Below are 24240 nucleotides of genomic sequence, written 5' to 3'. Positions count from 1 at the left end.
GGCGGCCATTGATCACGAAAAAGGCAGATGAGCGAAGAAAGCTACTTTCGGTCTCGCTTCGCAAATGCCGATGGCGTAAGAGCGGCGATGGAAAACAACCGATTTGACACACCCGTGACCGTCAAGGGCGCGGCGGGAAGCAATCAGCTCTTGCGTACGGCCCGCGAGGCTTCCGACTACCTCCTCAACAATTGGCCCGGCAAGCGCAGCCCCAAGCACCGCGAAGCGCTGCAAGCCTGTCATGATGCGCTGGCCGGCGACAAGCCGGCCATGAACGCAAGACGGGCCTTCATTGCCGCCGCCCGCGAAGTGAACGTCTTCGTCAGCGACAAGGCGCCGGCCTGAGGCATAGCGGGGACTTGATCGAGACCCGGGCCGCCTGACAGGCCTGATATCATCACTCGGCCGTTTCGGTGTTGGTTTGGGACTCGCTTTCGCCCTCGGGCTTCGAGCGCTCCTTGGCCGCGACCTTGGCAGCCTGCTTTTCCGCCTTCTTGGCAGCCTTCTGCCGGTCGCGTTCCTTGCGTTCCTGACCGTAGTTCGGTGCTCGTGCCATATCGTTTCCTTTCATTGTGCTTGGCCTTTGCCTAGGAGCATTGGGCCACAAACACAACACCGCAAGGCACGATCGGCTCCATATCTCGTCGCAGTCCGGGGAGCCCCGCTTCAGGGCGTTTTTTCAGGCGCCGTCCCGGTCGAGGACGAGATCGGCGGGCCCGAACCGGTCCTTTGCCGTGAATTGCTGGTGCCAGTAGGGATAGAGCACGGGCGGCCCGCTGACCACGTCGAGGCGTGTGCGCTCCTCATCGCCGAGCACCAGGCTTGCAGCAGCGATATTGTCCTTGAAATGCGCTTCGGTTCGTCCGCCGATCACCAGCGAACTGACGGCGGGCCGGCCAAGCAGCCAGGCAAGCGCCACCTGCGCCGCCGACACGCCGTGGTTGTTGCCGATATCGATCAGCACGTCGACGATCCGCCACAGCCGGTCCTCGTCGCGGATCGGCGGTTCCGACCAGCCACTGAGCTGGCGGGCGGTCGGCTGGTCACGGTGGTATTTGCCGGACAGCAATCCGCCGGCGAGCGGGCTCCAGACCAGCACGCCGAGCCCTTGGTCGACCGAGATCGGCAACAATTCATACTCGGCCTCGCGGGCTTCCAGCGTGTAGTGGATCTGCTGGGTGACGAAGCGCGGCTGGTGATGACGGTCACTGATACCGAGCCCCTTCATCACCTGCCAGCCGGAATAATTGGAACAGCCGACATAGCGGACCTTGCCCTGCGCGACCAGCGTGTCGAGCGCGGCGATGGTTTCCTCGAGCGGTGTCAGGCCATCCCACTCGTGCAGGAAATAGATGTCGATGACATCGGTCCTGAGGCGCTTCAGGCTCCTCTCGCATTCGCGGATCAGATGATAGCGCGACAGGCCTTCATCATTGGGGCCTTTGCCGATCCGCATGCGCGCCTTGGAGGCGATCAACACGTCGCCCTTGCGCTTGCCGCCGAGCGCCTCGCCGATGATCTCCTCCGACACCCCGTCCGAATAAACGTTGGCGGTGTCGATGACGTTGATGCCGGCATCGATGCAAAGGTCGATCATCCGGCGCGCCTCGTCGAGGTCGGTCTTGCCGACCGCCGAAAACGCGCCGCCGCCGCCGAACGTCATGGTGCCCATGGTCAGCGTCGAAACCTTCAGCCCGGAACGGCCGAGAGTGCGGTATTCCATGTCGTATCCTCATGATTTTATCGGGAAAGGGCGTTTCAAACGACAGCCCTGAATGAACCGGGCATTTGTAGGATAATTCGTTCCGCTTGTCGCCCGTGTTGCAGGGCAACATCGATCACATCTTACGGATTGGACGCGCAGCCAGCGCAACAGCGGCTGCAATAAAACCGTCATTGCCGGCCTATACTAACATCGGTTCAGCGCTTCGATTTCCGGCCGCCGGGCCGGGCGGCAGAGCGCCTGACAGCGGCCGACACGGCCTGTAAGCGGAGCAGCGCAAATGACCGAGATAAAACAGAATTCCCCGGCCAGGGACTGGCTGGAAGCGGAACTCGCCGACACGCTCGACGAAGATTACGAGCTGGAAATCTCTGAGCCGGCGCTGTCGATGGAGATCGCCAAGATCTATAAGAATGCGCATCCGCCATCGATCGACCGCCTGCAATATTTTCGCGATCTGATCACGCTGCAATCCGAATTGATCAAGCTGCAGTCCTGGGTCGCCTATCACAAGAAGAAGCTCGTCGTGGTATTCGAGGGCCGCGACTCGGCGGGCAAGGGTGGCGTCATAAAGCGCATCACCCAGCGGCTCAATCCGCGCATCTGCCGCGTCGTAGCACTACCGGCGCCGACCGAGCGCGAGAAGTCGCAATGGTATTTCCAGCGCTACGTTCCGCATCTGCCGGCCGGCGGTGAGATCGTGCTGTTCGACCGCTCCTGGTACAACCGCTCCGGCGTCGAGCGGGTGATGGGCTTTGCCCAGCCGGATCAGGTCGAGGAGTTCTTTCGCGACGTGCCGGATTTCGAACGCATGCTCCTCCGCTCAGGCATTACGCTTGTCAAATACTGGTTTTCGATCACCGATGAGGAGCAGCAGATGCGCTTTTTGATGCGCATCCACGACCCGATGAAGCAATGGAAATTGTCGCCGATGGACCTCCAGTCGCGCGTGCGCTGGGAGCAGTACACCAAGGCCAAGGAAGAAACCTTCGCCCGCACCAACATCCCGGAAGCTCCCTGGTTCATCGTCGAGGGCAACGACAAGAAGCGGGCGCGGCTGAATTGCATCGACCATCTCCTCAAGCAAATGCCCTATGAGGAGGTGCCGCACGAGGAGATCACACTACCGGAGCGCGTCTTCAATCCCGAATACGAACGTCAGGTGCTGCCGCGCGAACTGTATGTGCCGGAGAAATACTGACTAAAGCAGCGAGGAGGGGCGCTGCCTCCGTGGGCAGCGCCCTGCAACAAGCTAGGCGCGCTCGATGATGACATGCGTGGCCTTCGGCGTCGCGACCTGCTCGCTGCAGCGGTAGCCGAGCTTGGGCATGTCGATGCCGGCAAAAAGGCTCTCGCCTGCGCCGAGCAGGACAGGTGAGATCGCCAGATGCATCTCGTCGATGAGCTTTTCCTTGAGATACTGCCGGATCGTAGAAACGCCACCGCCCAGCCGTACATCCTTGCCGTCAGCCGCTGCTTTCGCCTTCTCCAGCGCTGAGTGGATGCCGTCGGTCACGAAATAGAAGGTCGTGCCGCCCTCCATGACAATGGGATCCCGCTGATGGTGCGTCAGCACGAAGACCGGCACGTGGTATGGCGGATTGTCTCCCCACCAGCCTTTCCAGCTCTCGTCAGGCCACTCGCCGCGGATCGGCCCGAACATGTTGCGGCCGAGGATCCAGGCGCCGACATTCTCGAAGCTGCGCGCGGCGAACGCCTCGTCAGTGTCCGTGGTCCCGCCATCCTTGCCGAGAACCATCTTGCGGAAGGTGCGGGTGCCGAACATCCATTCGTGCAGGGCTTCCCCGCCAACACCCAGCGGGTTCTTCAGGTCTTGGTCGGGACCGGCGCCGAAGCCGTCGATCGACAAGGTGAAAGCGCTGACGCGAAGTTTGGACATGAGAGCCTCCTTGATAACCAATTGTGAGATGCAAGCAGTTATCGGGTAGCTTAACTGATTGCATTTTGCAAGCGGTTTTTTGAATCGCCGGGGCCAATCGCTTCCAAATCATGTTGGAATGACCAATCTCAATGTTGGCGCCGCCCCTCATCCGCCTGCCGGCACCTTCTCCCCGTATAGTGACGGGGCGAAGGGGCTGGCCGCAACCTCGGCGATGGTTTTGCAACGCTGGAGATTGGCGAAATCTTTTGCGAACGCGTCTTTCTCCCCGTCACTATACGGGGAGAAATGCCCGGCAGGGCAATGAGGGGCAGCGCAAACCTGAAGCGATTGCCTGCGGTGGCCATGTCGCGCTTTGGACGAAGGAACGTTACTCGATGTGGGCGCTACGGAGGCGCATCACCCCTTCAGCATCTCAGCCACTTCCGGCGCGAAATAGGTCAGGATGCCGTCGCAGCCGGCGCGCTTGAAGGCCAGCAGCGATTCAAGCATCGCCTTTTCCCCGTCGATCCAGCCATTGGCGGCGGCGGCCTTGATCATCGAATATTCGCCCGACACTTGATAGGCGAAGGTCGGCATCTGCAACTCGTCCTTCAGCCGGCGGATGATGTCGAGATAGGGCAGGCCGGGCTTGACCATCAGCATGTCGGCGCCCTCGGCGAGATCCTGCTCGGCCTCGCGCACCGCTTCGTCGGAATTGGCGTGATCGATGTAATAGGTCTTCTTGTCGCCCTTGAGCAGGCCGGCGGTGCCGACCGCCTCGCGGTAGGGGCCGTAAAAGGCGGATGCGAACTTGGTCGCATAGGACATGATCGCTACATCCTGAAACCCATTGGCGTCCAGCGCATCGCGGATGGCACCGATCCGGCCGTCCATCATGTCCGAGGGGGCGATGATGTCGGCCCCTGCCGCCGCCTGGATGACGGCTGCTGCCGTCACCTGCTCCACCGTTTCATCATTGACGATAATGCCGTCGCGCAAGATGCCGTCATGGCCATGCGAGGTGAACGGGTCCAGCGCCGCGTCGGTGATGATGCCGATCTCCGGCACCGCGCGCTTGATGGCGCGGGTGGCGCGGTTGATGATGTTTTCCGGATCGAGGATGTGCGAACCGGTCTGATCGCGCAGGCCGAGCTCGACATTGGGGAAAGTGGCGATCGCCGGAATGCCAAGCTTAGCCGCGCGCTCAGCCTCCTTGACGGCGAGGTCGAGCGACAGGCGGAAGACGCCGGGCATGGCGGCGATCGGTTCGCGCACTTGTCTGCCGTCGACGACAAAGATCGGCCAGATCAGATCGTCGACCGAGAGCCGGTTCTCCTGGACAAGGCGGCGCGACCAATCGGCCTTGCGCATGCGCCGCAGCCGCCGGCTGCCGGTGATCTCGTCGACGCTGCGCGCGCCGGCAGGCTTTGCAGGGGTGAATTTGTTCATCGCCAAAACTCCGGATCGGGCGACTTTTACCACGAGCCTCCGCTGCTGACCAATGCGACACGATTGTGCCAGCGGTCCTGTCGGGCGCTATTCTGGTTGGCCATTGCCTGACAGGATCTGCGCAGCACCCCGCATGGCGACGCGGAATGCCTCGTCGAAGTTGACGCCGCGCACTTGCCACTTGTAGGTCTTGCCGGCCATGGCAAGCCGCCAATCGGCGATCCAGCCCAACTCCTTGTCGCTCCAGACTAGGCTGCCGGCCAAGAGCTCTTGGTTGCCGACAGTTCTCGCCAGCAATTCGGGTGAGAGCGCACGCACCTGTTCGAAAATCGCCCCGGTTTTTACCAGAGCGGCCTTGCTTGGAATGACGATCTTCATCGCCAACGGTCCGGCTGCCGATTGAAAGGACTCTGCCATATAGGGGCGTTCGTCTCCGTCGCTCGCCAAGACAAAATGCTGGCGTGCATCTTGCACAGCCAGCAGTACCGAGATGATCGGCCGCTCGCCGAGCCACGGCTTGCTGCCGAGCTCAGCAAGCACTTTATCGATCACCGGCGGCGTGTACTGGCAAGTGAGATCGTGCGGCCGGTCGTACGTGCCTTGATCATCATGATTGGGGATACCTTCCATGCGATCGCGATAGCGGAAGCTGCGGACGAAGCTGCCGGCCTTGTCGCGCAGTGCTGTCATCTGAGGTTTCGCCGGCAGGCGCTGGTCGCCGGATACCCGCACCAGCACTTTGTCGAGGCAGACCTTGAAGCCGGCCTGACGATGTTCTTCTCCCTGGCCATTGACGATGGTTTGCGACTGGTAGAGTTCTGCGAGGCTTGTCGCCAAGGCTGGATGGCCAGCCAGGCAGGTGCAGACTAACCCGATTGCCACCAGTGCAAGGCGCGAAAATCGAATCATAGACGACGTCCCCGTCGGTGCCGCGTTGCAACGCGCCTGCCATGACTTTTTCGTCATTACTGCCTGTAGCCGTCGATTGTTAGCACCGGCTTCCGGTCCGGGCCAGAGGCTGCGCTGGCGTGCCCGCCATTGACGCGGCCATGCGCCACGCTTTAGCACTTCACTCCCGGCGGGCGGGGAGGGATTCTCTGGCGATGGATTTTGGCGGAGGCGACGAGATTCGCTTCGAAAGATTGGGCAGGGCCGGCGTCGTCACGCTGACGCGGCCGCAGGCGCTCAATGCCGTGACCCACCGCATGGTCAAAGCGCTGGACAAGGCGCTGCGCAGCTGGGAGCGTGACGACGGCGTTGACGTCGTTGTCGTCAAGGCCGAGGGCAGGGCGTTTTCGGCAGGCGGCGACATCCTTCATATCTACGAGGCCGGCCGGGCAGGAAAGCCTCCGGTCGATTTCTTCGCCGACGAATACCGGCTGAACGCCCGTATCGCCCGTTTCAAAAAACCCTATGTCGCGCTGATCGACGGCATCGTCATGGGCGGCGGCGTCGGCATCTCCTTCCATGGCTCGCAGCGGGTGCTGACCGAGAACGCCCAGTTCGCCATGCCCGAGGTCGGCATTGGCTTTTTCCCGGATGTCGGCGCCAGCCATCTGTTGCCGGATCTCGGCGGCAGCTTCGGCATGTATCTGGCGCTGACCGGCAACCGCATCCGCCATGGCGATGCTTTGTGGTCGGGCCTGGCCACGCATACGATCAGGGCGGAGGATCAAGCTGGCTTTCTCGACCGGCTGGCGGCAAGCGGCGACCCGGAATCGGTGCTGCGCGGCTGCTTCGTCCCGGCCAAACGCGAGACCGACAGGCCGACGCTCGAAGTCATCGCCAGGCATTTCGCGCAGCCGTCGCTGGCCGATATCGTCGCCAGCCTGGAGCGGGCAGCCACTGCCGACGAGTTCGCGGCAAAGACGCTGGCCACCATCCGCACCCGGTCGCCGACCAGCCTGCATGTCGCCTGGCGCCAGATCAGAGCCGGGCAGACGTTGTCGATGGACGAGTGCATGAAAATGGAGTTCCGTATCCTCAACCGCATGCTTGCCGGGCACGACTTCTATGAAGGCATCCGTGCTGCCATCATCGACAAGGGCTCGACGCCGCAATGGCGGCCGACAGGCATCGATAAGGTCAGCGCCGTCGACGTCGATGCCTATTTCGCACCGCTCGGCGAACGGGAACTGAAGCTGTGAGCGAGGTCGCCTCGAGACGCGTGGTGCTGCAGCCCTCGACGGTCGAGGTCATCTTCGCCTGGTTCCAGCGCGTCATCGCCGGCTACTGCCTGCTGTTCGGCATCTTGTACTGGATCCGGCTGATCGGCTTTTACCCCGGCCCGTTGTGGCGCTTCGACCTGATGCCGGTGCACTGGCAGGTGGCGGCGGTGGTGCTGGCGGTGTTTTTTCCATTCGCCGCCGCCGGCCTGTGGATGCTGGCGTCCTGGGGGCCGGTGATCTGGTTCATCTGCGCGGTGACCGAGACGGTCATGTATGCCGGCTTCCCCGAGCTGTTCGGCCACCGGCTGCTGATCGTCGCCTCGCATCTTGCGGTGGCGCTGCTCTACATCGTATTCCGCGTGGTGATCTGGATCCAGAAGCGGCAGGCCCGGCGATAGCAATTCCGGTCAAGGATCGGTGGCTAAATCTTTAGGTTAATTATCCTTGCTCGGGTGACCGTCCGTTAAGCCTCTTTCGAAACCCCTTACCGGTAAGCTCTTGTTAGCCTTGGCGTTTAAGTCGAATTTTATGAGTATTCGATAGTGTCGTGATCAAGGTGAAGAACAAAAAATCACCGGGCGACAAACGAGAGGCAAAGACAATGATCAATTCGCGTCCGGCGGCGAAGACCGCCAACGTATCCGATGACCGCCGCGAGGCGATCCGTTCGCTGTACATGGAATCGCTGCAGTTGGTCGAACGGCTGCATCGCCGTCTGCTTGACGTGATCAAGGACGAATTCGACCGCAACGGCCGCTCCGACATCAACGCCATCCAGGCGCTGCTCCTGTTCAACATTGGCAATTCGGAGCTGACCGCCGGCGAACTGCGCTCGCGCGGCTACTATCTCGGCTCGAATGTCTCCTACAATCTGAAGAAGCTGGTCGATCTCGGCTTCATCAATCACCAGCGCTCGCGCATCGACCGCCGTTCTGTGCGGGTTTCGCTGACGCCGAAGGGCAATGAGGTGGCGGAGGTCGTCGCCGGCCTATATGAGCGCCATGTCGGCTCGATCGAGCAGGTCGGCGGCATCAACACCGAAGAGTTCAAGCAGATGAACCGCGCCCTCCAGCGGCTGGACCGGTTCTGGAACGATACCATCGCATACCGGATGTAATCGCACCCGCTGCATCAAGATCTGAAGCTGGACCACGGAAGCGCTCCCGCGGAGCGGACCAAAGGCCGATGCCGAAAAGCACCGGTCTTTCCGTTTCGTCAGGCCGGCCGATCCAAATTCGAGCAACAGCCACGTTGCCGCCATATTCCAGTGGAACCGAAGATGCGGGTGATGCTGGGGCCAAAGCCGTGCATTTGTCCTGTGCTCAAATCACTTCCATGTGTTTTTACACCGAAGTGATGCGGGCCATGGTTGGCTAATTGTTAAGAAGCCAACTCTAGAGTGCGGGCGAGACCGCCCGGTAGGTTGAATTGTAGCAAGAATGTCTGGACCGCCCATGAGAACCAGCCGCCGTTTCTTCCTTTCAGGAGCCTCCGCGCTCGCTGCCGCTATGGTCGCCGGCCGCGCCAGTGCGCAGGATGTGATCGGGGATATCCTGAAATCCTCGGCCCGCGGCAATTGGGACGACCAGTTCGACGCCCGCCCCAGCCAGGGCGGCAAGGTGGCCTCGACGCTGCCGATCTTCAGCCTGCAGACCGTTTCGTTCACCGAGCAGGCGGTCGCGCAATACCAGAACATTGTCGCCCAGGGCGGCTGGGAGCCGGTTCCCGACACCAAGAAATTGCAGCTCGGCGTCGACGATCCGGACGTGGTCCCGCTGCGCAAGCGTCTGATGATTGCGGGCGATCTGGCGCAGAGCGCCGGCATTTCGACAGCCTTCGATTCCTATGTCGACTCCGCGGTCAAGCGCTTCCAGGCGCGCCATGGCCTGCCTGCCGACGGGACGCTGGGCCAATATTCTTATGCCGCGATGAATGTTTCGGCGCCAATTCGGCTCGGCCAGTTGCAGACCAATCTGCAGCGGCTGCGCGAGCGCGCCGGCACGCTGGGCAACCGTTACGTGCTGGTCGACATCCCGGGCGCCCAGATCGAAGCCGTTGAGAACGATCGCGTCGTGCTGCGCCATACCGCAATCGTCGGCAAAATCGACCGGCAGACGCCGATCGTCAATTCCAAGATCAACGAGATCATCGTCAATCCCTACTGGAACGCGCCGGTCTCGATCGTGCGCAAGGACATCATTCCGCTGATGCGGAAGGACCCCAACTATCTCAAGGACAGCCACATCCGTCTGTTCGCGCCGGATGGCAGCGAGGTTGATCCGCTGACCGTCGACTGGTCGACCGACGACGCCGAGAAGTACCGCTTCCGCCAGGATCCGGGCGCTGGCAACGCCATGGCCTCGGTCAAGATCAATTTCCCCAGCCCGGACGGCGTCTACATGCACGACACGCCGCAGCAGAGCCTGTTCGGCAAGATGATGCGCTTCGATTCCTCGGGCTGCGTGCGCGTCCAGAACGTGCGCGACCTCGTCACCTGGATTCTGCGCGATACGCCGGGCTGGAATCGCCAGCACTTCGAGGCGGCGATCAAGAGCGGCGAGAACGTCCCGGTGCAGGTCACCAATCCGGTGGCGGTCTATTTCCTCTACATCTCGGCCTGGTCGACGGGGCCGGGCGTGGTGCAGTTCCGCGACGACATTTACGGCCTTGACGGGGCCAACGAGCTGCAGATCACATCCGCGCTCTAAGCAGCTGAGCTCATTTGCAAAAGGCCGCCGCAAGGGCGGCCTTTTTTATTGTCGTCGTCGTTCTCTGAGCTTTGCGCATGATTCCGAAAATCGGCTCGCCACGGATCACATGCAAACCATGCGGCGCTGTTCAGGAAATCACGCGAAGCCCTGCTGTCGGCCGGCAGGCGAGGAAATAATGTGCTTTCAGGGCGCTGGCGCAATCCGGCCAGCAAATTTCGCGCAGCAAACGTGGCGGGCCGAAAGCAACTGTGTTAATGGCGCGACAGACCCCGAACCTTGAGGATTTCAGCCCATGGCAACAGCAGCGGCAGTGTCGAACAAATTCGAATCCTTCTTCGAAACCACGCTTGCCGATGCCGACCCCGAGATTTTCGGCGCCATCCGCAACGAACTCGGCCGCCAGCGCCACGAGATCGAGCTGATTGCCTCGGAAAACATTGTCTCGCGCGCCGTGCTTGAGGCGCAAGGGTCGATCATGACCAACAAATATGCCGAGGGCTATCCGGGCAAGCGCTACTATGGCGGCTGCCAATTCGTCGATGTCGCCGAGGAACTGGCCATTGAACGCGCGAAAAAGCTGTTCGGCTGCAACTTCGCCAACGTCCAGCCGAATTCCGGCAGCCAGATGAACCAGGCGGTGTTCCTGGCGCTGCTGCAGCCCGGCGACACCTTCATGGGCCTCGACCTCAATTCCGGCGGGCACCTGACGCATGGCTCGCCGGTCAATATGAGCGGCAAATGGTTCAAGGTTGTCTCCTATGGCGTGCGCAGGGATGATCATCTGCTCGACATGGATGCGATCGAGAAGACCGCCCATGAGACCAAGCCGAAATTGATCCTGGCCGGCGGCACCGCCTATTCACGCATCTGGGACTGGAAGCGTTTTCGCGAGATTGCCGATTCGATCGGTGCCTATCTGATGGTCGACATGGCCCACATCGCCGGCCTGGTCGCCGGCGGCGTGCATCCTTCGCCGCTGCCGCATGCTCATGTGGTGACCACCACGACGCACAAATCGCTGCGTGGGCCGCGCGGTGGCATGATCCTTTGCAATGACGAGGAGATTGCCAAGAAGATGAATTCGGCCGTCTTCCCCGGCCTGCAGGGCGGACCGCTGATGCATGTCATCGCCGCCAAGGCGGTGGCTCTGGGCGAAGCGCTGAACCCGAGCTTCAAGATATATGCGGAGAGCGTCGTCGCAAATGCCAAGGCGCTGGCCTCCAGCCTGCAGGAAACCGGTCTCGACATCGTCTCCGGCGGTACCGACAACCATCTGATGCTGGTCGATCTGCGTCCCAAGAACGCCACCGGCAAGCGCGCCGAAGCTGCCCTTGGCCGCGCTAACATCACCTGCAACAAGAACGGCATCCCCTTCGATCCGGAAAAGCCCTTCGTCACCTCGGGCGTTCGGCTCGGCACGCCGGCCGGCACCACGCGCGGCTTCGGCCAGGCCGAGTTCCGTGAGATCGGCAAGCTGATCGCCGAAGTGCTGGATGGACTGAAAGTCGCCAATTCCGACGAGGGCAATGCTGCCGTCGAGGCAGCCGTGAAGGCCAAGGTAGCGGTATTGACGGATCGTTTTCCGCTTTATCCGTATCTTGGTTGACGCAGGGCGTCGTTCCCCAACTGTGACGGCGCCGATCAACTGGACACGGCGGCATCTCGGAGAGGCTTGATGATGATGCGAATTTTCCGTTTCGCCAGCGTTGGCGCCTTGCTCACCTTAGCCATCTCGCACCAGTCCGGCCTCGCTTTGGCACAGACCGAGCTGACCCCGGCAGCACCCAAGACAGAGACCTTCGGCAGATGGTCCACCACGGTGGACGTGGTCAACACCGGTGAGGATGTGCGCAAGACCTGCGCCGCCTCGACGGTCTTTTTCGACGCAAACGGCACCAGCGGCACCCTTACGCTAGCCATCTCGAATGGCGACGTACTGCCGCCCGAGGGCTATCCGAGCCTCATCATCGCCGTGAGAAACGGTGACTTGCCTAAGGGCGACAACATCCCGGCGGTGTTCCGCGACGTCAACGACAAGATCAAGGCTGGTTTTCATCTTATCGCCGACGGCCAGTGGATAGTGAACAACAAGCCCGAGACAACGCTCGCCATACTGCGTGCCATGCGCCGTACCAGCGCCCTCGATGTCAGCTTCGCCGACAAGCCGGTTGCGACCATATCGATGGACGGCTTCACCAAGGCCTATCGCTATCTCGGCACGTCCTGCGGCTTCCCGACCGGCGACGTCGCTCCCTGATTGGCGTATTGCCGTCCAACTGATTGCCGCTCTCGCAATTTTCCTCGTGCCTCGCTATCTCTGAGGCGCGATCGGTCATCGGCCATACTTTGCCATCGTGGCAAAAACCTCTAAGCCTTTCGCTCCACGAGAATCGCGAACCGAAGGCTCTCCATGCGCTGCCCTTATTGCCAGTCCGAAGATACGCAGGTGAAGGATTCGCGCCCTGCCGAAGACGGCGCGGCGATCCGCAGGCGGCGCGTCTGCCCAGATTGCGGCGGCCGCTTCACCACTTTCGAGCGGGTACAGCTGCGCGACCTCGTCGTGGTGAAGAAGTCGGGACGCAAGGTGCCGTTCGACCGCGACAAGCTGCTGCGTTCGGTCGAGATTGCGGTACGCAAGCGCAACGTCGACCCGGAGCGCATCGACCGCGCGGTGACCGGCATAGTGCGCCAGCTGGAGAGCTCGGGCGAGACCGAGGTCGCCTCCGGCGAAGTCGGCCGGCTGGTCATGGAGGCGCTTAAGTCGCTCGACGATGTCGCCTATGTGCGCTTTGCCTCCGTTTACCGCAATTTCCGCGAGGCCAAGGATTTCCACGACGTGTTGGGCGAGCTCAAAGGCGACGAGCTCAAAAGTGACGAGCCCAGGGGCGGAGAGCTGAAGAGCGAAGAGGACGCCGGCTGAGCATGGCAGGGTCCGAGCGCAGCACGGCGAAGCAAGAGGTCCTCGATCGCCGCTATATGGCGGCAGCCCTCAGGCTGTCGCGCAAAAATGCCGGCCGGACGTCGACCAATCCTTCCGTCGGCACGCTCATCGTACGCGATGACGGCGACGGGCCAATGATCGTCGGCAGCGGCGTCACGGCCGTCGGCGGCCGGCCGCATGCCGAAACCGAGGCGCTGGCCGAGGCCGGTGAGCTGGCGCAAGGCGCCACCGCCTATGTAACGCTGGAGCCTTGCGCCCATCACGGCCGCACGCCGCCTTGCGCCAATGCGCTGGTCAGCGCCGGCGTGGCGCGGGTGGTTGGCGCTGCCAGCGATCCGGACCCGCGTGTTTCCGGCAAGGGCTACGCCATCTTGCGTGCCGCGGGCGTCGAGGTGATGGAAAAAGTGCTGGCGGCCGAGGCCGCGGAGCAGATGGCCGGCTATTTGATTCGATCTCTGAAAAAACGCCCGGAAGTGATTCTGAAGCTTGCGCTTTCGAGCGACAATAAGATCGGCGTGAAAGGCGAGGGGCAGGTCTCCATTACCGGCGATATCGCGCGGCGCGAAGTCTATCTGATGCGCGCCGAAGCGGACGGCATATTGATCGGCATCGGCACCGCGCTGGAGGACGATCCGGCGCTGACGGTGCGGCTGCCGGGACTTGAGAACCGTTCGCCGGCGCGCATCGTGCTCGACCGCCAGATCAGGCTGCCGGAGACCTCGAAGCTGGTTTCCGGCGTCGACCGGGTCCCGCTCTATGTCGCCGCGTGTGCCGAGGCCGATCCACGTCGGCGGGCCGCGCTCGAACGCACCGGAGTGCGCTTCATCGGCACTGAGACGTATGAAGGCGATATTGCGCTGCCGGAACTGCTCGAGGATCTGGCGGCGCTGGGCATGGCGAGCGTGCTGGTCGAGGGCGGCGCCAAGGTGGCCAAGGCGTTCCTCGACGAACAACTCGTCGATCGCATCGTGCTGTTTCAGGGGCCGGATGCGATCGGCGAGGACGGCATTGCATCGCCGATAGATGCCAACCATATCCCGCCGGGATTTCGCAAATTGCGCGACATGCGTTTCGGCGAAGACACATATGCCGAATGGACAAGAGACATTTAGGACCGAACTGATGTTCACTGGGCCAAAGTAATGTTCACTGGAATCGTCACCGATGTCGGCACCGTCGCCGCCGTGAAGCCGCTCAGGGAAGGCGTCGGTTTGCGCATCGACACCGCCTACGATCCGCAGACCATTGCCATTGGCGCTTCAATTTCGTGCGGCGGCGTCTGCCTGACGGTAACGGGATTGCCGGAAGACGGTGCGAACGCACGCTGGTTCGAAGTCGAGGCCTGGGAAGAAGCACTCAGGCTGACGACCGCGATGGGCTGGAAATCCGGCACGCGCATCAACCTGGAGCGGGCGCTGAAGATCGGCGACGAGCTTGGCGGCCATATCGTGTCAGGCCATGTCGACGGAATGGCCGAGATCGTGGCCCGCAAGGAAGAGGGTGACGCCGTTCGCTTTACCCTGGAAGCACCGCGCGAGCTTGCCAAATTCATCGCCCCCAAGGGTTCCGTCGCGCTCGACGGCACTTCGCTCACCGTCAACAAGGTCGAAGGCACCCGCTTCGACGTGCTATTGATCCACCACTCGCTGACGGTCACCACCTGGGGCGAACGCCAGGTCGGCGACCGCGTCAACCTCGAGATCGACACCATGGCCCGCTACGCGGCGCGACTGGTGGAGGCGGCCAAAGAGGGACTTTGAGGCGATCGCCCATAAAGTCCATTCCCTGATGCGGCCGCCACCGGGTTGGCCTTGAACGTTCCTTCAGCAATCTTCCGCTTGCGATCAAACCGGCTTCGGCCTAAGTCACCGGCGATCCCCGGAGACATCTATGGCTGGCACATCCCAACACGGCAAAGCGTTCATCCGTCCGAAGAAGAAGGCCCACCTTCTTGTCATCGAGGCGCGCTTTCACGACGACCTTGCGGACGCATTGCTCGAAGGCGCGACCAGCGCGCTCGACGAAGCGGGCGCGACATACGATGTCGTCACCGTTCCGGGCTCGCTCGAAATCCCGGCGGTGATTTCCTTCGCGCTCGACGGTGCTTCCGAAGGCGGGACGAGCTATGACGGTTTCGTCGCCCTCGGCACGGTGGTCCGCGGCGACACCTATCATTTCGATATCGTCGCCAATGAATCCAGCCGTGCCCTGATGGACCTGTCCGTGCAGGATTCAGTCTGCATCGGCAATGGCATCCTGACCACCGAAAACGACGAACAGGCCTGGACACGGGCCAGGCGCTCCGAAGGCGACAAGGGCGGCTTTGCGGCGCGTGCGGCGCTGACCATGATCGCCCTAAAGGAACAACTGGGAGAGCGAACGTGAGCGAACCCGCTTCGCCCGGCCAGCCTGCGGTTCGCCATGCCAACAAGCGCGGTGCTGCCCGCCTGGCGGCTGTGCAGGCGCTCTACCAGATGGATGTCGCCGGCAGCGGCGTGTTTGAGATCACCGCCGAATACGAGGCGTTCAGGCTCGGCAAGGAAGTCGACGGCGCGCTCTATCGCGAGGCCGATGCGCAATGGTTTCGCGCCATTCTTGCCGGCGTTGTCGAGCACCAGAAGACCATCGATCCGATTATCCGCCAGGCGCTGACCGAGGACTGGCCGCTGTCGAGGCTCGATTCGACGTTGCGCGCCATATTGCGTGCCGGCGTCTACGAATTGATGAAACGCGAGGACGTGCCGGTGGCGGTCATCGTCTCCGAATATGTCGACATCGCCAAGGCATTTTACGAAGAAGACGAGCCGAAACTGGTCAATGCGGTGCTTGATCGCGTGTCGCGCCGCGTGCGTGGCGAGGGCCGCGGCAAGGACGCCTCATGACTGCTATCGTCGTCGTTGAGGCCGGCAAGGAAGCGCGTCGCACCGCTTTCATCCTCGCAGCCTCGCAGGCGATCATCGGTTCGGCGGCACCCATCGCCATTTCCATGGGCGGACTGGCCGGGCAGTACCTCCTCGAAGCCGACAAGTCGCTGGCAACCGCGCCGATCACCGGCTTCAATGTCGGCGTGGCGCTCGGTTCCCTGCCGGCCGCGGCGATCATCCGCCGGCTCGGCCAGCGCGACGGCTTCATGACCGGCACTGCGGTCACAGCGCTTGGCGGGCTGGTCGCTACGTTGGCGCTGTTTCATGCCAGCTTCTGGCTGTTCGCTTTCGGCCTTGCCGTGATCGGGATCGGCGGTGCCTTTGTCCAGCAATTCCGCTTTGCCGCCGCCGACAATGCTCCGCCTGAATTCAAGGCGCGCGCCATCTCCTTCGTGCTGGCCGGCGGCATCGTCACCGCCATACTTGGGCCGCAGATCGTCATTTTCACCGGCGACCTGTTCTCGCCGGTGAAGTTTGCCGGCTCGTTTGCGTCCATCCTGGTGCTGGCGGCGGTTGGCGCCGCCATCCTCTCTTTATTGCGCATCCCAGCCAAGGCAACCGAGAAGGTGGAAATCGCCGACAGCGACGCCCGGCCGCTCTTAGAAATCGTCACCAGGCCGCGCTTCGTCGCGGCGCTGTTTTGCGCCATCGGCAGCTACGCGCTGATGAGCTTCGTCATGACCGGCGCGCCACTGGCCATGGTCGGCTGCGGCCTTTCGACCGACGACGCCACGCTCGGCATTTCCTGGCATGTGATGGCGATGTTCGCGCCGAGCTTCTTCACGGGGTCGCTGATTTATCGTTTTGGCGCGGAGCGGATCGTGGCCATCGGCCTGGTGCTGCTCATTGGCTGCGGTATAGTCGCGCTGTCGGGGTTGGCACTGTGGCAGTTCTGGACAACGCTGATCCTGCTCGGCCTCGGCTGGAACTTCAGCTTCATCGGCGCCACCGCCATGGTGGCTGACAGCTACCAGCCATCCGAAAAAGGCAAGGTCCAGGGGTTCCACGATTTCGTCCTGTTCGGCTCCGTCGCCTTCGCCTCGCTGATGTCGGGCGCAGTCTACAATGCCTGGGGCTGGGAGATGCTGAACTGGATGATTTTTCCGGTCGTCGCGCTGTGCTTCGTGGCACTGGGCGTGTTGAAGATGACGGGCTTGCGTGCGGCCAGCTGACGCCACGCTGTCGGGACGAGACAACAGCGGATTCACCCAAATCCGAACAAAATTATTGCGTCCATCACCCTTCTTATGAAACCGTGTACCCCGACGGGGCATCGAAGCCATGCTCATATGCGGCAGCCATATTCCGGTTCACAGCAAGGGATTTGTGAGATGTTTTCAATCAAGGTTCTGGCCGGCACCGTGCTGGCGCTCGGCATCACGGTGGCCTCGGCGAGTGCCCAGGTGGTGGTGTCGTCGAAGATCGACACCGAGGGCGGCGTGCTCGGCAACATCATCCAGCTGGTGCTGAACGCCAATAATATCCAGACCACCGACCGCATCCAACTCGGCGGCACGCCTGTGGTACGCAAGGCAATTACGGCCGGCGAGATCGACATCTATCCGGAATACACCGGCAACGCCGCATTCTTCTTCGAGAAGGCCGACGATCCGGTGTGGAAGGATGCCGCTAAGGCCTACGAGACTGCCAAGAAGCTCGATTACGACGCCAACAAGATCGTCTGGCTGTCCCCGTCACCGGCTAACAACTCCTGGGCGATCGCCCTGCGTAAGGAGGTCGCCGATACCAACAAGCTCGTCACCCTTTCCGACTTCGGCAAATATGTCTCGGGCGGCGGCAAGGTGGTGCTGGCGGCGTCCGCCGAGTTCGTCAATTCGGCGGCCGCGCTGCCCGCTTTCCAGAAGACCTATGGCTTTACGCTGAAGCCGGACCAGTTGATCACGCTGTCGGGCGGCGATACGGCGGCGACCATTGCCGCTGCGGCCAACCAGACCAACGGCGCCAACGCGGCCATGGTCTACGGCACCGACGGCGGCATCGCGCCCTCCGGCCTCGTCGTGCTTGAGGACGACAAGGGTGTGCAGCCGGTCTACCAGCCGGCGCCGATCATCCGCGAGGCGGTGCTGAAGGAGCACCCGGAAATCGAGACGCTGCTGAAGCCGGTCTTCGCCAAGCTCGATCTCGTCACGCTGCAGGAGTTGAATGGCCGCGTCCAGGTTGGCGGCGAACCGGTCAAGGGCGTCGCCGAAGGCTTTTTGAAAAAGAACGGCTTCCTCAAGTAAGGCGATTCCGGCGCGCCGCTTTCGAGGTGCGCGGATCGGCCGATGGGGGAGGGCGTGCGCATCCGGTTTGACAAGCTCGGCGTGGTTATCGCGGCGATATCAGCCTATGCGGCTTTTGCGGCACCATTCGCCACGTTCCGCGCCAATCGCATCGTACCCGGCGAGGCGCGCTCGATCCTCGAATCTTTGCCTGCGGCGGTCGGTCCGCTATTGATGGCGATTGTTGTCGCAGCGGCGCTCATTGCATTGCTGAAAACGCCGCTTGCTCTGCGCCTCGCCGCCAGTGTGGTTCCACTTGCAGCGCTGGCGCTGCTGATCGGCGTTGCTGGCAGCTTCCTGACGCCCGCCGGCAACACCTTCGCCCGTATCTCGCCGGCTTCGGGCTTCTGGCTGTTTATCTTCGCCTTCACGCTTCTGCTCGCCGACGTGCTTACAAGGCTAAACCTGTCGCCGCAGGCACGCGTCGGCGTGCTTGTTGTCGCCGCAGCGGCGATCGGCCTGCTGCTGGTCTCGGGGAGCTGGAACAGCCTGTCGATCCTCAAGGAATATTTCAATCGCGCCGATAGTTTTTGGGCGGAAGGCTCCAAGCACGTGACGCTGGCGCTGGGTTCGCTGGCGGCAGCAGTGATTATCGGCCTGCCGCTCGGCATCCTCTGCCACCGCGTCGAGAAATTGCGGGCCGGCGTGCTCCACGTGCTGAACATCATTCAGACCATTCCTTCGATCGCGCTGTTCGGCCTCTTGATAGCACCGCTCGGCTGGGTCGCTTCGCATGTGCCGGGTGCTGCCGCGCTCGGCATTCGCGGCATCGGCACGGCGCCGGCTTTCGTCGCCCTGTTCCTCTATTCACTGCTGCCGGTGGTGGCCAACACCGTGGTCGGCCTTGCCGGTGTGCCGCGTGCCGCCAACGACGCAGCGCGCGGCATGGGCATGACCGACCGCCAGCGGCTGTTCGGCGTCGAGTTTCCGCTGGCTTTCCCGGTGATCCTCACCGGCATTCGCATCGTGCTGGTGCAGAATATCGGCCTCGCCACCATTGCCGCGCTGATCGGCGGCGGCGGCTTTGGCGTATTCGTATTCCAGGGAGTCGGCCAGACGGCGATGGACCTGGTGCTGCTCGGTGCCGTGCCGACGGTGGCGCTGGCCTTCGCCGCCGCCATCATCCTCGATGCAGTGATCGAAATGAGCGCCAGCAAGCGCAGGGTTTAAACGGCATGATCGAGATCGAAGGCATCACCAAGCGCTACGGCGAGACGACAGTGGTCGACGACGTGTCGATAGTAATCGAGCCGCGCAGCATCGCCGTCATCGTCGGCACCTCCGGCTCCGGCAAGACGACGCTGCTTCGCATGATCAACCGGCTGGTCGAGCCGACATCGGGCGTGATCAAGCTCGACGGCGTCGACAACCGCTCGGTGCCTGATTATGAGCTGCGTCGCAGCATCGGCTATGCCATCCAGGGCCACGGTCTGTTTCCGCATCGCACGGTGGCACAGAACATCGCCACTGTGCCGGTATTGCTCGGCTGGGACGCCAACCGCATCAAAGCCCGCGTCGACGAGCTGATGACGCTATATCAGCTCGACCCGCAAGCCTACGGGCCACGCTATCCGCATGAGCTTTCCGGCGGCCAGCAGCAGCGCGTCGGCGTCGCCCGGGCGCTTGCCGCGGAACCCAACGTGCTGTTGATGGATGAGCCGTTCGGCGCGCTCGATCCAATCATCCGCAACAAGGCGCAGGACGATCTGCTGGCGATCCAGAAGCGCTTCGGCACCACCATCATCCTAGTCACCCATGACATGGAAGAGGCCGTTCACATGGGCGACAAGATCGCGGTGATGGATGGCGGCAAAGTAGTGCAATATGCCGCGCCGGCCGAGATACTGGCGAAACCGGCCAGCGCGTTTGTCGAGACCCTGGTTGGCGCCAGCGAAAAACCGTTCCGGCTGTTATCGCTTGGCCGGGTGCGCGACGCGGTGGAAAAAGGCACGGCCGAAGGCGAGGCGATCCCCGGTGATGCCAGCCAACGCGACGCGTTGGCCGAACTCCTGTGGTGGGGCCGCCCGGCACTGCCCGTGAAAGATACTGATGGCAAATCGCTTGGCCGCGTCACTGTGGATGGACTGGTTAAACGCGCGGCGAGGCCGGCATGAAAGCCTGGCTTCCATCACTGCTCAGGCTTGCCCTGGTGGTGCTGCTTATTGCCTTCGTCACCAATCCCGGCTGGTTCGAACCGCTGCTGAAGCCGCTGACAGAGAACAACGCGCCGGTAATCTACAATCAGGGCAGCCTTTTGACGTTGACGCTGCTGCATCTGCGGACCGTCCTGATCGCAACGGTTGCCGCGACGATCGTTGCGGTCGCGCTCGCCATTCTGGTCACCAGGCCAGCCGGCGCCGAATTCCTGCCGCTGTCGCGCAGCCTGGTCAATATCGGCCAGACCTTTCCGCCGGTGGCGGTGCTGGCGCTTGCCGTGCCGGCCGTCGGCTTCGGCGAAAAGCCGACGCTGATTGCGTTGTTTCTCTATGGCCTGCTGCCGATCTTCGAGAACGCGCTGACCGGCCTGACGACGCTGCCGGCCAATGTCGTCGAGGCGGCGCGTGGCGCCGGCATGACCGGCTGGCAAAGGCTGGTCAAGGTCGAACTGCCGCTCAGCGCGCCGATCATCCTCGGCGGTATCCGGCTGTCGGTGGTGATCAGCCTCGCCACCGCGACCATCGGCTCGACAGTGGCGGCGAGGACATTGGGCGAGGTGATCATCGCCGGCCTGCTGTCGAACAACCTCGCCTTCATCCTGCAGGGCGGTCTGATCGTCGCCGCCCTTGCCGTGCTGATCTATGACGGGCTGTCGGCGATCGAGCGCTACACGGGCCGGCGCATGGGGCGCGAGGTGGAGTAGCCCCTCGGGGCAAAGCTCGCTTCTTTCAACGGCCACTCGAACGCGCCGGATGATCGAGCGTCAGTTCGAGCGTGGTGCCCGTCTCGCTGGCGATCCAGCGGCGGCGGATGATGGCGAAATCGTGCTGTGTGCCGGCTCTAACCACAGAGACTAAGTCGCCCACCGCGCAATAGCTGTCGAGATCGAGGGTTTCGAGAATCGCGGCAATGTCTTGCTTCCCGGCGTAATGTCTCGCGACAGTCGTGAGCACTATGATCACTGGTCCCCCCGTTGCGCGATCTTCGGGACTCGGCGATTGATGAGTGCGATGCCCCGATCTTTCAGCAGGAGTTCTTGCCATGACCGCGCGTTTCTCCAAGATCGTCATGTGTTTGTATCTGGCGGCTTTCGCCTTCCTTGTCGCCTTCGGCAACATCACCGATTACGGCTCAAACTTCGCCTTTGTCCAGCATGTGCTGAGCATGGACACGACCTTTCCCGGCAACGCCCTGATGTACCGCTCGATCACCAACCCGTCGCTGTGGACGGCGGGCTACTGGCTGATCATCATTGGCGAGGCGCTGACCTGCTTGCTCTACCTAGTCGCCGCCTGGCGACTCTGGCAGGCGCGCAACGCCAGCGGACAGGCATTCAACGATGCCAAGAAGTTCGCCATCATAGCCGCCACCATGGGTTTCCTCGTTTGGTATTTCGGCTTCATGGTCGTTGGCGGCGAGTGGTTTGCCATGTGGCAGTCTTCGACATGGAATGGTCAGGAGGCGGCGTTCAAATTCTACATGACAATGCTGGTGGTGCTGATCTTCGTCGTCCAGCCGGACGGCGACCCGCGCAAAGTTTGACGGCCGTTCGCCGATTTCAATCGATCTAATCGGATGGCAGTGTCGAAAGGCGCGCTGCCGTCCAGCCTTTTGGATGAAACCCGGGATGTTTTGAGCGAAAACCGGACAAAAACCGAACAATATCTTGACGTTCCGAGCCCTGTTTCGCATAAGCCGCTGCGAAGGGACGGATTCCGGTTGCGGAAAATTCGTCCCCTGTCTCAACGGCCCGGGGAGGGGTTCTTTTGGGCCACCAATCGAGGAAAATTCGGCAATGACCATACTTTCAGCTGTCATCGCCTGCGGTCTGCTTTCAGTCCTTTACGCCATCTGGGCGACACGTTCGGTCCTCGCGGCCGATCAGGGCAATGCACGCATGCAGGAAATTTCCGCGGCCATCCGCGAAGGCGCGCAAGCCTATCTGGCGCGCCAGTACACCACAATCGCCATCGTCGGCGTCGTGGTCCTGCTGCTCGCCTGGTGGCTGCTTTCGATCACCGCCGCCATCGGCTTCCTGATCGGCGCCGTTCTATCGGGCGCCGCTGGCTTCATCGGCATGCACGTCTCGGTGCGCGCCAATGTGCGCACCGCGCAGGCGGCTTCCAACAGCCTCGCTGCCGGCCTCGAGATCGCCTTCAAGTCTGGGGCTATCACTGGCATGCTGGTTGCTGGCCTGGCCCTGCTTGGCGTCTCGATCTATTACCTGATCCTGACCCAGTTCATGGGCCTTCAGCCCGATGACCGTGTCGTCATCGACTCGTTGGTTTCGCTTGGCTTCGGCGCCTCGCTGATTTCGATCTTCGCTCGTCTCGGCGGCGGCATCTTCACCAAGGGCGCCGACGTCGGCGGCGATCTCGTCGGCAAGGTTGAAGCCGGCATTCCCGAAGACGATCCACGCAATCCGGCCACCATCGCCGACAATGTCGGCGACAATGTCGGCGATTGCGCCGGCATGGCCGCCGATCTGTTCGAGACCTATGCGGTGACCGTGGTCGCCACCATGGTCCTTGCCGCCATCTTTTTCGGTGGCACCGCCGTTCTCGGCGCGACCATGCTCTATCCGCTGGCCATCTGCGGCGCCTGCATTCTCACCTCGATCGCCGGCACCTTCTTCGTCAAGCTCGGTTCCAGCGGCTCGATCATGGGCGCTCTCTACAAGGGCCTGATCGTCACCGGCCTGCTGTCAATTGTCGGCCTTGCCGTCGCCACTTCGGCATGCATCGGCTGGGGTGAGATCGGCACCGTCGCCGGCATGGCCATCACCGGCACGAACCTGTTCATCTGCGGCCTGGTCGGCCTTGTGGTGACAGGCCTCATCGTGGTGATCACCGAATATTATACCGGCACCAACAAGCGTCCGGTGAACTCCATCGCCCAGGCCTCGGTCACCGGTCACGGCACCAACGTCATCCAGGGCCTGGCGGTCTCGCTCGAAGCGACGGCGTTGCCGGCGATCGTCATCGTCGGCGGCATCATCTCGACATACCAGCTCGCCGGCCTCTACGGCACGGCGATCGCGGTGACGACGATGCTTGGCCTCGCCGGCATGATCGTCGCGCTCGATGCCTTCGGCCCAGTCACCGACAATGCCGGCGGCATTGCCGAAATGGCCGGCCTGCCCAAGGAAGTGCGCCAGTCCACCGACGCGCTCGACGCTGTCGGCAACACCACCAAAGCGGTAACCAAGGGCTACGCCATCGGGTCGGCCGGCCTCGGCGCGCTGGTGCTGTTTGCGGCCTACTCTAACGACCTGAAGTTCTTTGCCGCCAATAGCGACAAATACCCCTACTTCCAGGGCATGGGCGACGTCTCCTTCGACCTCTCCAATCCTTATGTCGTCGCCGGCCTGATCTTCGGCGGCCTGATCCCGTATCTGTTCGGCGGCATCGCCATGACCGCCGTCGGCCGCGCCGCCGGTGCTATCGTCGAGGAGGTGCGCAAGCAGTTCCGCGAGGATCCGGGCATCATGGCCGGCACCTCGAAGCCGAACTATGCGCGCGCCGTCGACCTTCTGACCAAGGCAGCGATCCGGGAGATGATCGTTCCATCACTGCTGCCGGTGCTGGCGCCGCTGGTGGTCTATTTCGGTGTCCTCCTGATCTCCGGTTCGAAGGCATCCGCCTTTGCCGCGCTCGGCGCCTCGCTGCTCGGCGTCATCGTCAACGGCCTTTTCGTTGCCATCTCGATGACCTCCGGCGGCGGTGCCTGGGACAACGCCAAGAAGTCGTTCGAAGATGGTTTCGTCGACAAGGACGGCCTCAAGCACCTCAAGGGCTCCGAAGCACACAAGGCCTCTGTGACCGGCGACACGGTCGGCGATCCCTATAAGGATACTGCTGGGCCGGCGGTCAACCCGGCGATCAAGATCACGAACATCGTCGCGCTGCTGCTATTGGCCGTGCTCGCGCACGGCTAAGCTCGGTCGCCACGGCTCAAGACAAAAACCCGCGGGATCGCTCCCGCGGGTTTTCATTGCCTGAGA

At 62.4% G+C, this 24240-nt stretch carries 26 protein-coding genes; 20 read left to right on the top strand and 6 right to left on the bottom strand.

Annotated features, from left to right (window positions below; translation table 11 throughout):
- Window positions 1-87 precede the first annotated feature (87 nt).
- Window positions 88-345 (top strand): DUF982 domain-containing protein, encoded by a 258-nt coding sequence (locus NKI50_RS22000; protein ID WP_023674477.1) that lies wholly within the window; start codon window positions 88-90, stop codon window positions 343-345.
- A gap of 52 nt (window positions 346-397) precedes the next feature.
- Here the strand turns inward: NKI50_RS22000 and NKI50_RS21995 are convergent, their stop codons facing one another.
- Together NKI50_RS21995 and NKI50_RS21990 are read right to left on the bottom strand one after the other, a co-directional pair.
- A complete protein-coding gene (locus tag NKI50_RS21995; RefSeq protein ID WP_292656176.1) occupies window positions 398-556 on the bottom strand; it encodes a hypothetical protein in 159 nt (52 codons plus the stop codon).
- 123 nt (window positions 557-679) lie between these two features.
- Window positions 680-1723 (bottom strand): aldo/keto reductase, encoded by a 1044-nt coding sequence (locus NKI50_RS21990; protein WP_352717552.1) that lies wholly within the window; start codon window positions 1721-1723, stop codon window positions 680-682.
- A 280-nt stretch (window positions 1724-2003) separates the two neighbouring features.
- Here NKI50_RS21990 and ppk2 point away from each other — a divergent pair, with 280 nt between their 5' ends.
- Window positions 2004-2924 carry a polyphosphate kinase 2 gene (ppk2, locus tag NKI50_RS21985; RefSeq protein WP_023717265.1) on the top strand — a complete coding sequence of 307 codons (921 nt, stop codon included), beginning with the start codon at window positions 2004-2006 and terminating at the stop codon, window positions 2922-2924.
- A 51-nt stretch (window positions 2925-2975) separates the two neighbouring features.
- Here ppk2 and NKI50_RS21980 read toward each other — a convergent pair whose 3' ends face one another.
- The 3 genes from NKI50_RS21980 to NKI50_RS21970 all read right to left on the bottom strand — a co-directional run bounded on the left by NKI50_RS21980 (window position 2976) and on the right by NKI50_RS21970 (window position 5963).
- Entirely contained in the window at window positions 2976-3623 is a 648-nt protein-coding gene (locus NKI50_RS21980) for a dihydrofolate reductase family protein (RefSeq protein WP_023717266.1), read from the bottom strand.
- Window positions 3624-4022: 399 nt separating this feature from the next.
- Window positions 4023-5054 carry a porphobilinogen synthase gene (gene hemB / locus NKI50_RS21975; RefSeq protein WP_023717267.1) on the bottom strand — a complete coding sequence of 344 codons (1032 nt, stop codon included), beginning with the start codon at window positions 5052-5054 and terminating at the stop codon, window positions 4023-4025.
- 87 nt (window positions 5055-5141) lie between these two features.
- Window positions 5142-5963 (bottom strand): DUF2066 domain-containing protein, encoded by an 822-nt coding sequence (locus NKI50_RS21970; RefSeq protein ID WP_352717550.1) that lies wholly within the window; start codon window positions 5961-5963, stop codon window positions 5142-5144.
- A gap of 194 nt (window positions 5964-6157) precedes the next feature.
- On the opposite strand from NKI50_RS21970, the gene NKI50_RS21965 reads away from it, so the two are divergent.
- The 16 genes from NKI50_RS21965 (at window position 6158) to NKI50_RS21890 (ending at window position 20940) form a co-directional block, all read left to right on the top strand.
- Window positions 6158-7201 carry an enoyl-CoA hydratase/isomerase family protein gene (locus NKI50_RS21965; RefSeq protein ID WP_352717548.1) on the top strand — a complete coding sequence of 348 codons (1044 nt, stop codon included), beginning with the start codon at window positions 6158-6160 and terminating at the stop codon, window positions 7199-7201.
- Window positions 7198-7620 (top strand): DUF6163 family protein, encoded by a 423-nt coding sequence (locus tag NKI50_RS21960; protein ID WP_352640059.1) that lies wholly within the window; start codon window positions 7198-7200, stop codon window positions 7618-7620. Before NKI50_RS21965 ends, NKI50_RS21960 begins: the two co-directional genes overlap by 4 nt.
- A 203-nt stretch (window positions 7621-7823) precedes the next feature.
- On the top strand, window positions 7824-8339 hold the full coding sequence (gene ldtR, locus NKI50_RS21955) for a transcriptional regulator LdtR (protein ID WP_023674486.1): 516 nt from the start codon (window positions 7824-7826) through the stop codon (window positions 8337-8339).
- Window positions 8340-8676: 337 nt separating this feature from the next.
- Complete coding sequence (locus NKI50_RS21950) at window positions 8677-9930, top strand: L,D-transpeptidase family protein (protein WP_023717271.1); 1254 nt, start codon at window positions 8677-8679, stop codon at window positions 9928-9930.
- 295 nt (window positions 9931-10225) lie between these two features.
- Entirely contained in the window at window positions 10226-11539 is a 1314-nt protein-coding gene (glyA, locus tag NKI50_RS21945; protein WP_352640060.1) for a serine hydroxymethyltransferase, read from the top strand.
- A gap of 69 nt (window positions 11540-11608) precedes the next feature.
- The gene (locus NKI50_RS21940; RefSeq protein ID WP_502897822.1) at window positions 11609-12190 is read left to right on the top strand and encodes an invasion associated locus B family protein; all 582 of its coding nucleotides are present in this window, start codon (window positions 11609-11611) and stop codon (window positions 12188-12190) included.
- A gap of 153 nt (window positions 12191-12343) precedes the next feature.
- Window positions 12344-12853 (top strand): transcriptional regulator NrdR, encoded by a 510-nt coding sequence (gene nrdR / locus NKI50_RS21935; protein WP_352481231.1) that lies wholly within the window; start codon window positions 12344-12346, stop codon window positions 12851-12853.
- Between the two features lie 2 nt (window positions 12854-12855).
- Window positions 12856-13986, top strand: coding sequence for a bifunctional diaminohydroxyphosphoribosylaminopyrimidine deaminase/5-amino-6-(5-phosphoribosylamino)uracil reductase RibD (gene ribD / locus NKI50_RS21930; protein WP_352640061.1), 1131 nt, complete (start codon window positions 12856-12858; stop codon window positions 13984-13986).
- A gap of 30 nt (window positions 13987-14016) precedes the next feature.
- Window positions 14017-14634, top strand: coding sequence for a riboflavin synthase (locus tag NKI50_RS21925; protein ID WP_352449304.1), 618 nt, complete (start codon window positions 14017-14019; stop codon window positions 14632-14634).
- Between the two features lie 130 nt (window positions 14635-14764).
- Window positions 14765-15259: a 6,7-dimethyl-8-ribityllumazine synthase gene (gene ribH, locus NKI50_RS21920; RefSeq protein WP_023717278.1), complete on the top strand. Its 495-nt coding sequence runs from the start codon at window positions 14765-14767 to the stop codon at window positions 15257-15259.
- A complete protein-coding gene (gene nusB, locus NKI50_RS21915) occupies window positions 15256-15756 on the top strand; it encodes a transcription antitermination factor NusB (protein ID WP_023717279.1) in 501 nt (166 codons plus the stop codon). Before ribH ends, nusB begins: the two co-directional genes overlap by 4 nt.
- Complete coding sequence (locus tag NKI50_RS21910; RefSeq protein ID WP_023717280.1) at window positions 15753-16970, top strand: MFS transporter; 1218 nt, start codon at window positions 15753-15755, stop codon at window positions 16968-16970. The genes nusB and NKI50_RS21910 overlap by 4 nt, the downstream gene beginning before the upstream one ends.
- 159 nt (window positions 16971-17129) lie before the next feature.
- Window positions 17130-18041 carry a glycine betaine ABC transporter substrate-binding protein OsmF gene (gene osmF / locus NKI50_RS21905; RefSeq protein ID WP_352640062.1) on the top strand — a complete coding sequence of 304 codons (912 nt, stop codon included), beginning with the start codon at window positions 17130-17132 and terminating at the stop codon, window positions 18039-18041.
- A gap of 42 nt (window positions 18042-18083) precedes the next feature.
- On the top strand, window positions 18084-19250 hold the full coding sequence (locus NKI50_RS21900; protein WP_352640063.1) for an ABC transporter permease: 1167 nt from the start codon (window positions 18084-18086) through the stop codon (window positions 19248-19250).
- A gap of 5 nt (window positions 19251-19255) precedes the next feature.
- Entirely contained in the window at window positions 19256-20194 is a 939-nt protein-coding gene (locus tag NKI50_RS21895; RefSeq protein ID WP_352717544.1) for an ABC transporter ATP-binding protein, read from the top strand.
- Complete coding sequence (locus NKI50_RS21890; protein ID WP_023717283.1) at window positions 20191-20940, top strand: ABC transporter permease; 750 nt, start codon at window positions 20191-20193, stop codon at window positions 20938-20940. The genes NKI50_RS21895 and NKI50_RS21890 overlap by 4 nt, the downstream gene beginning before the upstream one ends.
- A gap of 25 nt (window positions 20941-20965) precedes the next feature.
- Here the strand turns inward: NKI50_RS21890 and NKI50_RS21885 are convergent, their stop codons facing one another.
- On the bottom strand, window positions 20966-21199 hold the full coding sequence (locus tag NKI50_RS21885) for a hypothetical protein (RefSeq protein ID WP_023717284.1): 234 nt from the start codon (window positions 21197-21199) through the stop codon (window positions 20966-20968).
- A 79-nt stretch (window positions 21200-21278) separates the two neighbouring features.
- Here NKI50_RS21885 and NKI50_RS21880 point away from each other — a divergent pair, with 79 nt between their 5' ends.
- Complete coding sequence (locus tag NKI50_RS21880) at window positions 21279-21779, top strand: DUF2165 family protein (RefSeq protein ID WP_023717285.1); 501 nt, start codon at window positions 21279-21281, stop codon at window positions 21777-21779.
- A gap of 253 nt (window positions 21780-22032) precedes the next feature.
- The gene (locus NKI50_RS21875; RefSeq protein WP_023717286.1) at window positions 22033-24174 is read left to right on the top strand and encodes a sodium-translocating pyrophosphatase; all 2142 of its coding nucleotides are present in this window, start codon (window positions 22033-22035) and stop codon (window positions 24172-24174) included.
- Window positions 24175-24240 lie beyond the last annotated feature (66 nt).

The sequence above is a fragment of the Mesorhizobium sp. M0563 genome, from assembly GCF_040321065.1.
Classification (GTDB): domain Bacteria; phylum Pseudomonadota; class Alphaproteobacteria; order Rhizobiales; family Rhizobiaceae; genus Mesorhizobium.
Note: the sequence above shows the minus strand (reverse complement) of the source record. Positions and strands in the feature narration are given on the sequence as shown.

Coding starts and splice junctions, on each gene's coding strand:
- nrdR (WP_352481231.1), top strand. CDS start 12,344: ATGCGCTGCCCTTATTGCCAGTCCGAAGATACGCAGGTGAAGGATTCG.
- ribH (WP_023717278.1), top strand. CDS start 14,765: ATGGCTGGCACATCCCAACACGGCAAAGCGTTCATCCGTCCGAAGAAG.
- hemB (WP_023717267.1), bottom strand. CDS start 5,054: ATGAACAAATTCACCCCTGCAAAGCCTGCCGGCGCGCGCAGCGTCGAC.
- NKI50_RS21875 (WP_023717286.1), top strand. CDS start 22,033: ATGACCATACTTTCAGCTGTCATCGCCTGCGGTCTGCTTTCAGTCCTT.
- NKI50_RS21940 (WP_502897822.1), top strand. CDS start 11,609: ATGATGATGCGAATTTTCCGTTTCGCCAGCGTTGGCGCCTTGCTCACC.
- NKI50_RS21910 (WP_023717280.1), top strand. CDS start 15,753: ATGACTGCTATCGTCGTCGTTGAGGCCGGCAAGGAAGCGCGTCGCACC.
- NKI50_RS21970 (WP_352717550.1), bottom strand. CDS start 5,963: ATGATTCGATTTTCGCGCCTTGCACTGGTGGCAATCGGGTTAGTCTGC.
- NKI50_RS21880 (WP_023717285.1), top strand. CDS start 21,279: ATGACCGCGCGTTTCTCCAAGATCGTCATGTGTTTGTATCTGGCGGCT.
- osmF (WP_352640062.1), top strand. CDS start 17,130: ATGTTTTCAATCAAGGTTCTGGCCGGCACCGTGCTGGCGCTCGGCATC.
- NKI50_RS21925 (WP_352449304.1), top strand. CDS start 14,017: ATGTTCACTGGAATCGTCACCGATGTCGGCACCGTCGCCGCCGTGAAG.
- NKI50_RS21965 (WP_352717548.1), top strand. CDS start 6,158: ATGGATTTTGGCGGAGGCGACGAGATTCGCTTCGAAAGATTGGGCAGG.
- NKI50_RS21950 (WP_023717271.1), top strand. CDS start 8,677: ATGAGAACCAGCCGCCGTTTCTTCCTTTCAGGAGCCTCCGCGCTCGCT.
- NKI50_RS21890 (WP_023717283.1), top strand. CDS start 20,191: ATGAAAGCCTGGCTTCCATCACTGCTCAGGCTTGCCCTGGTGGTGCTG.
- NKI50_RS21895 (WP_352717544.1), top strand. CDS start 19,256: ATGATCGAGATCGAAGGCATCACCAAGCGCTACGGCGAGACGACAGTG.
- ppk2 (WP_023717265.1), top strand. CDS start 2,004: ATGACCGAGATAAAACAGAATTCCCCGGCCAGGGACTGGCTGGAAGCG.
- NKI50_RS21995 (WP_292656176.1), bottom strand. CDS start 556: ATGGCACGAGCACCGAACTACGGTCAGGAACGCAAGGAACGCGACCGG.
- NKI50_RS22000 (WP_023674477.1), top strand. CDS start 88: ATGGAAAACAACCGATTTGACACACCCGTGACCGTCAAGGGCGCGGCG.
- NKI50_RS21990 (WP_352717552.1), bottom strand. CDS start 1,723: ATGGAATACCGCACTCTCGGCCGTTCCGGGCTGAAGGTTTCGACGCTG.
- NKI50_RS21980 (WP_023717266.1), bottom strand. CDS start 3,623: ATGTCCAAACTTCGCGTCAGCGCTTTCACCTTGTCGATCGACGGCTTC.
- ldtR (WP_023674486.1), top strand. CDS start 7,824: ATGATCAATTCGCGTCCGGCGGCGAAGACCGCCAACGTATCCGATGAC.
- glyA (WP_352640060.1), top strand. CDS start 10,226: ATGGCAACAGCAGCGGCAGTGTCGAACAAATTCGAATCCTTCTTCGAA.
- NKI50_RS21900 (WP_352640063.1), top strand. CDS start 18,084: ATGGGGGAGGGCGTGCGCATCCGGTTTGACAAGCTCGGCGTGGTTATC.
- ribD (WP_352640061.1), top strand. CDS start 12,856: ATGGCAGGGTCCGAGCGCAGCACGGCGAAGCAAGAGGTCCTCGATCGC.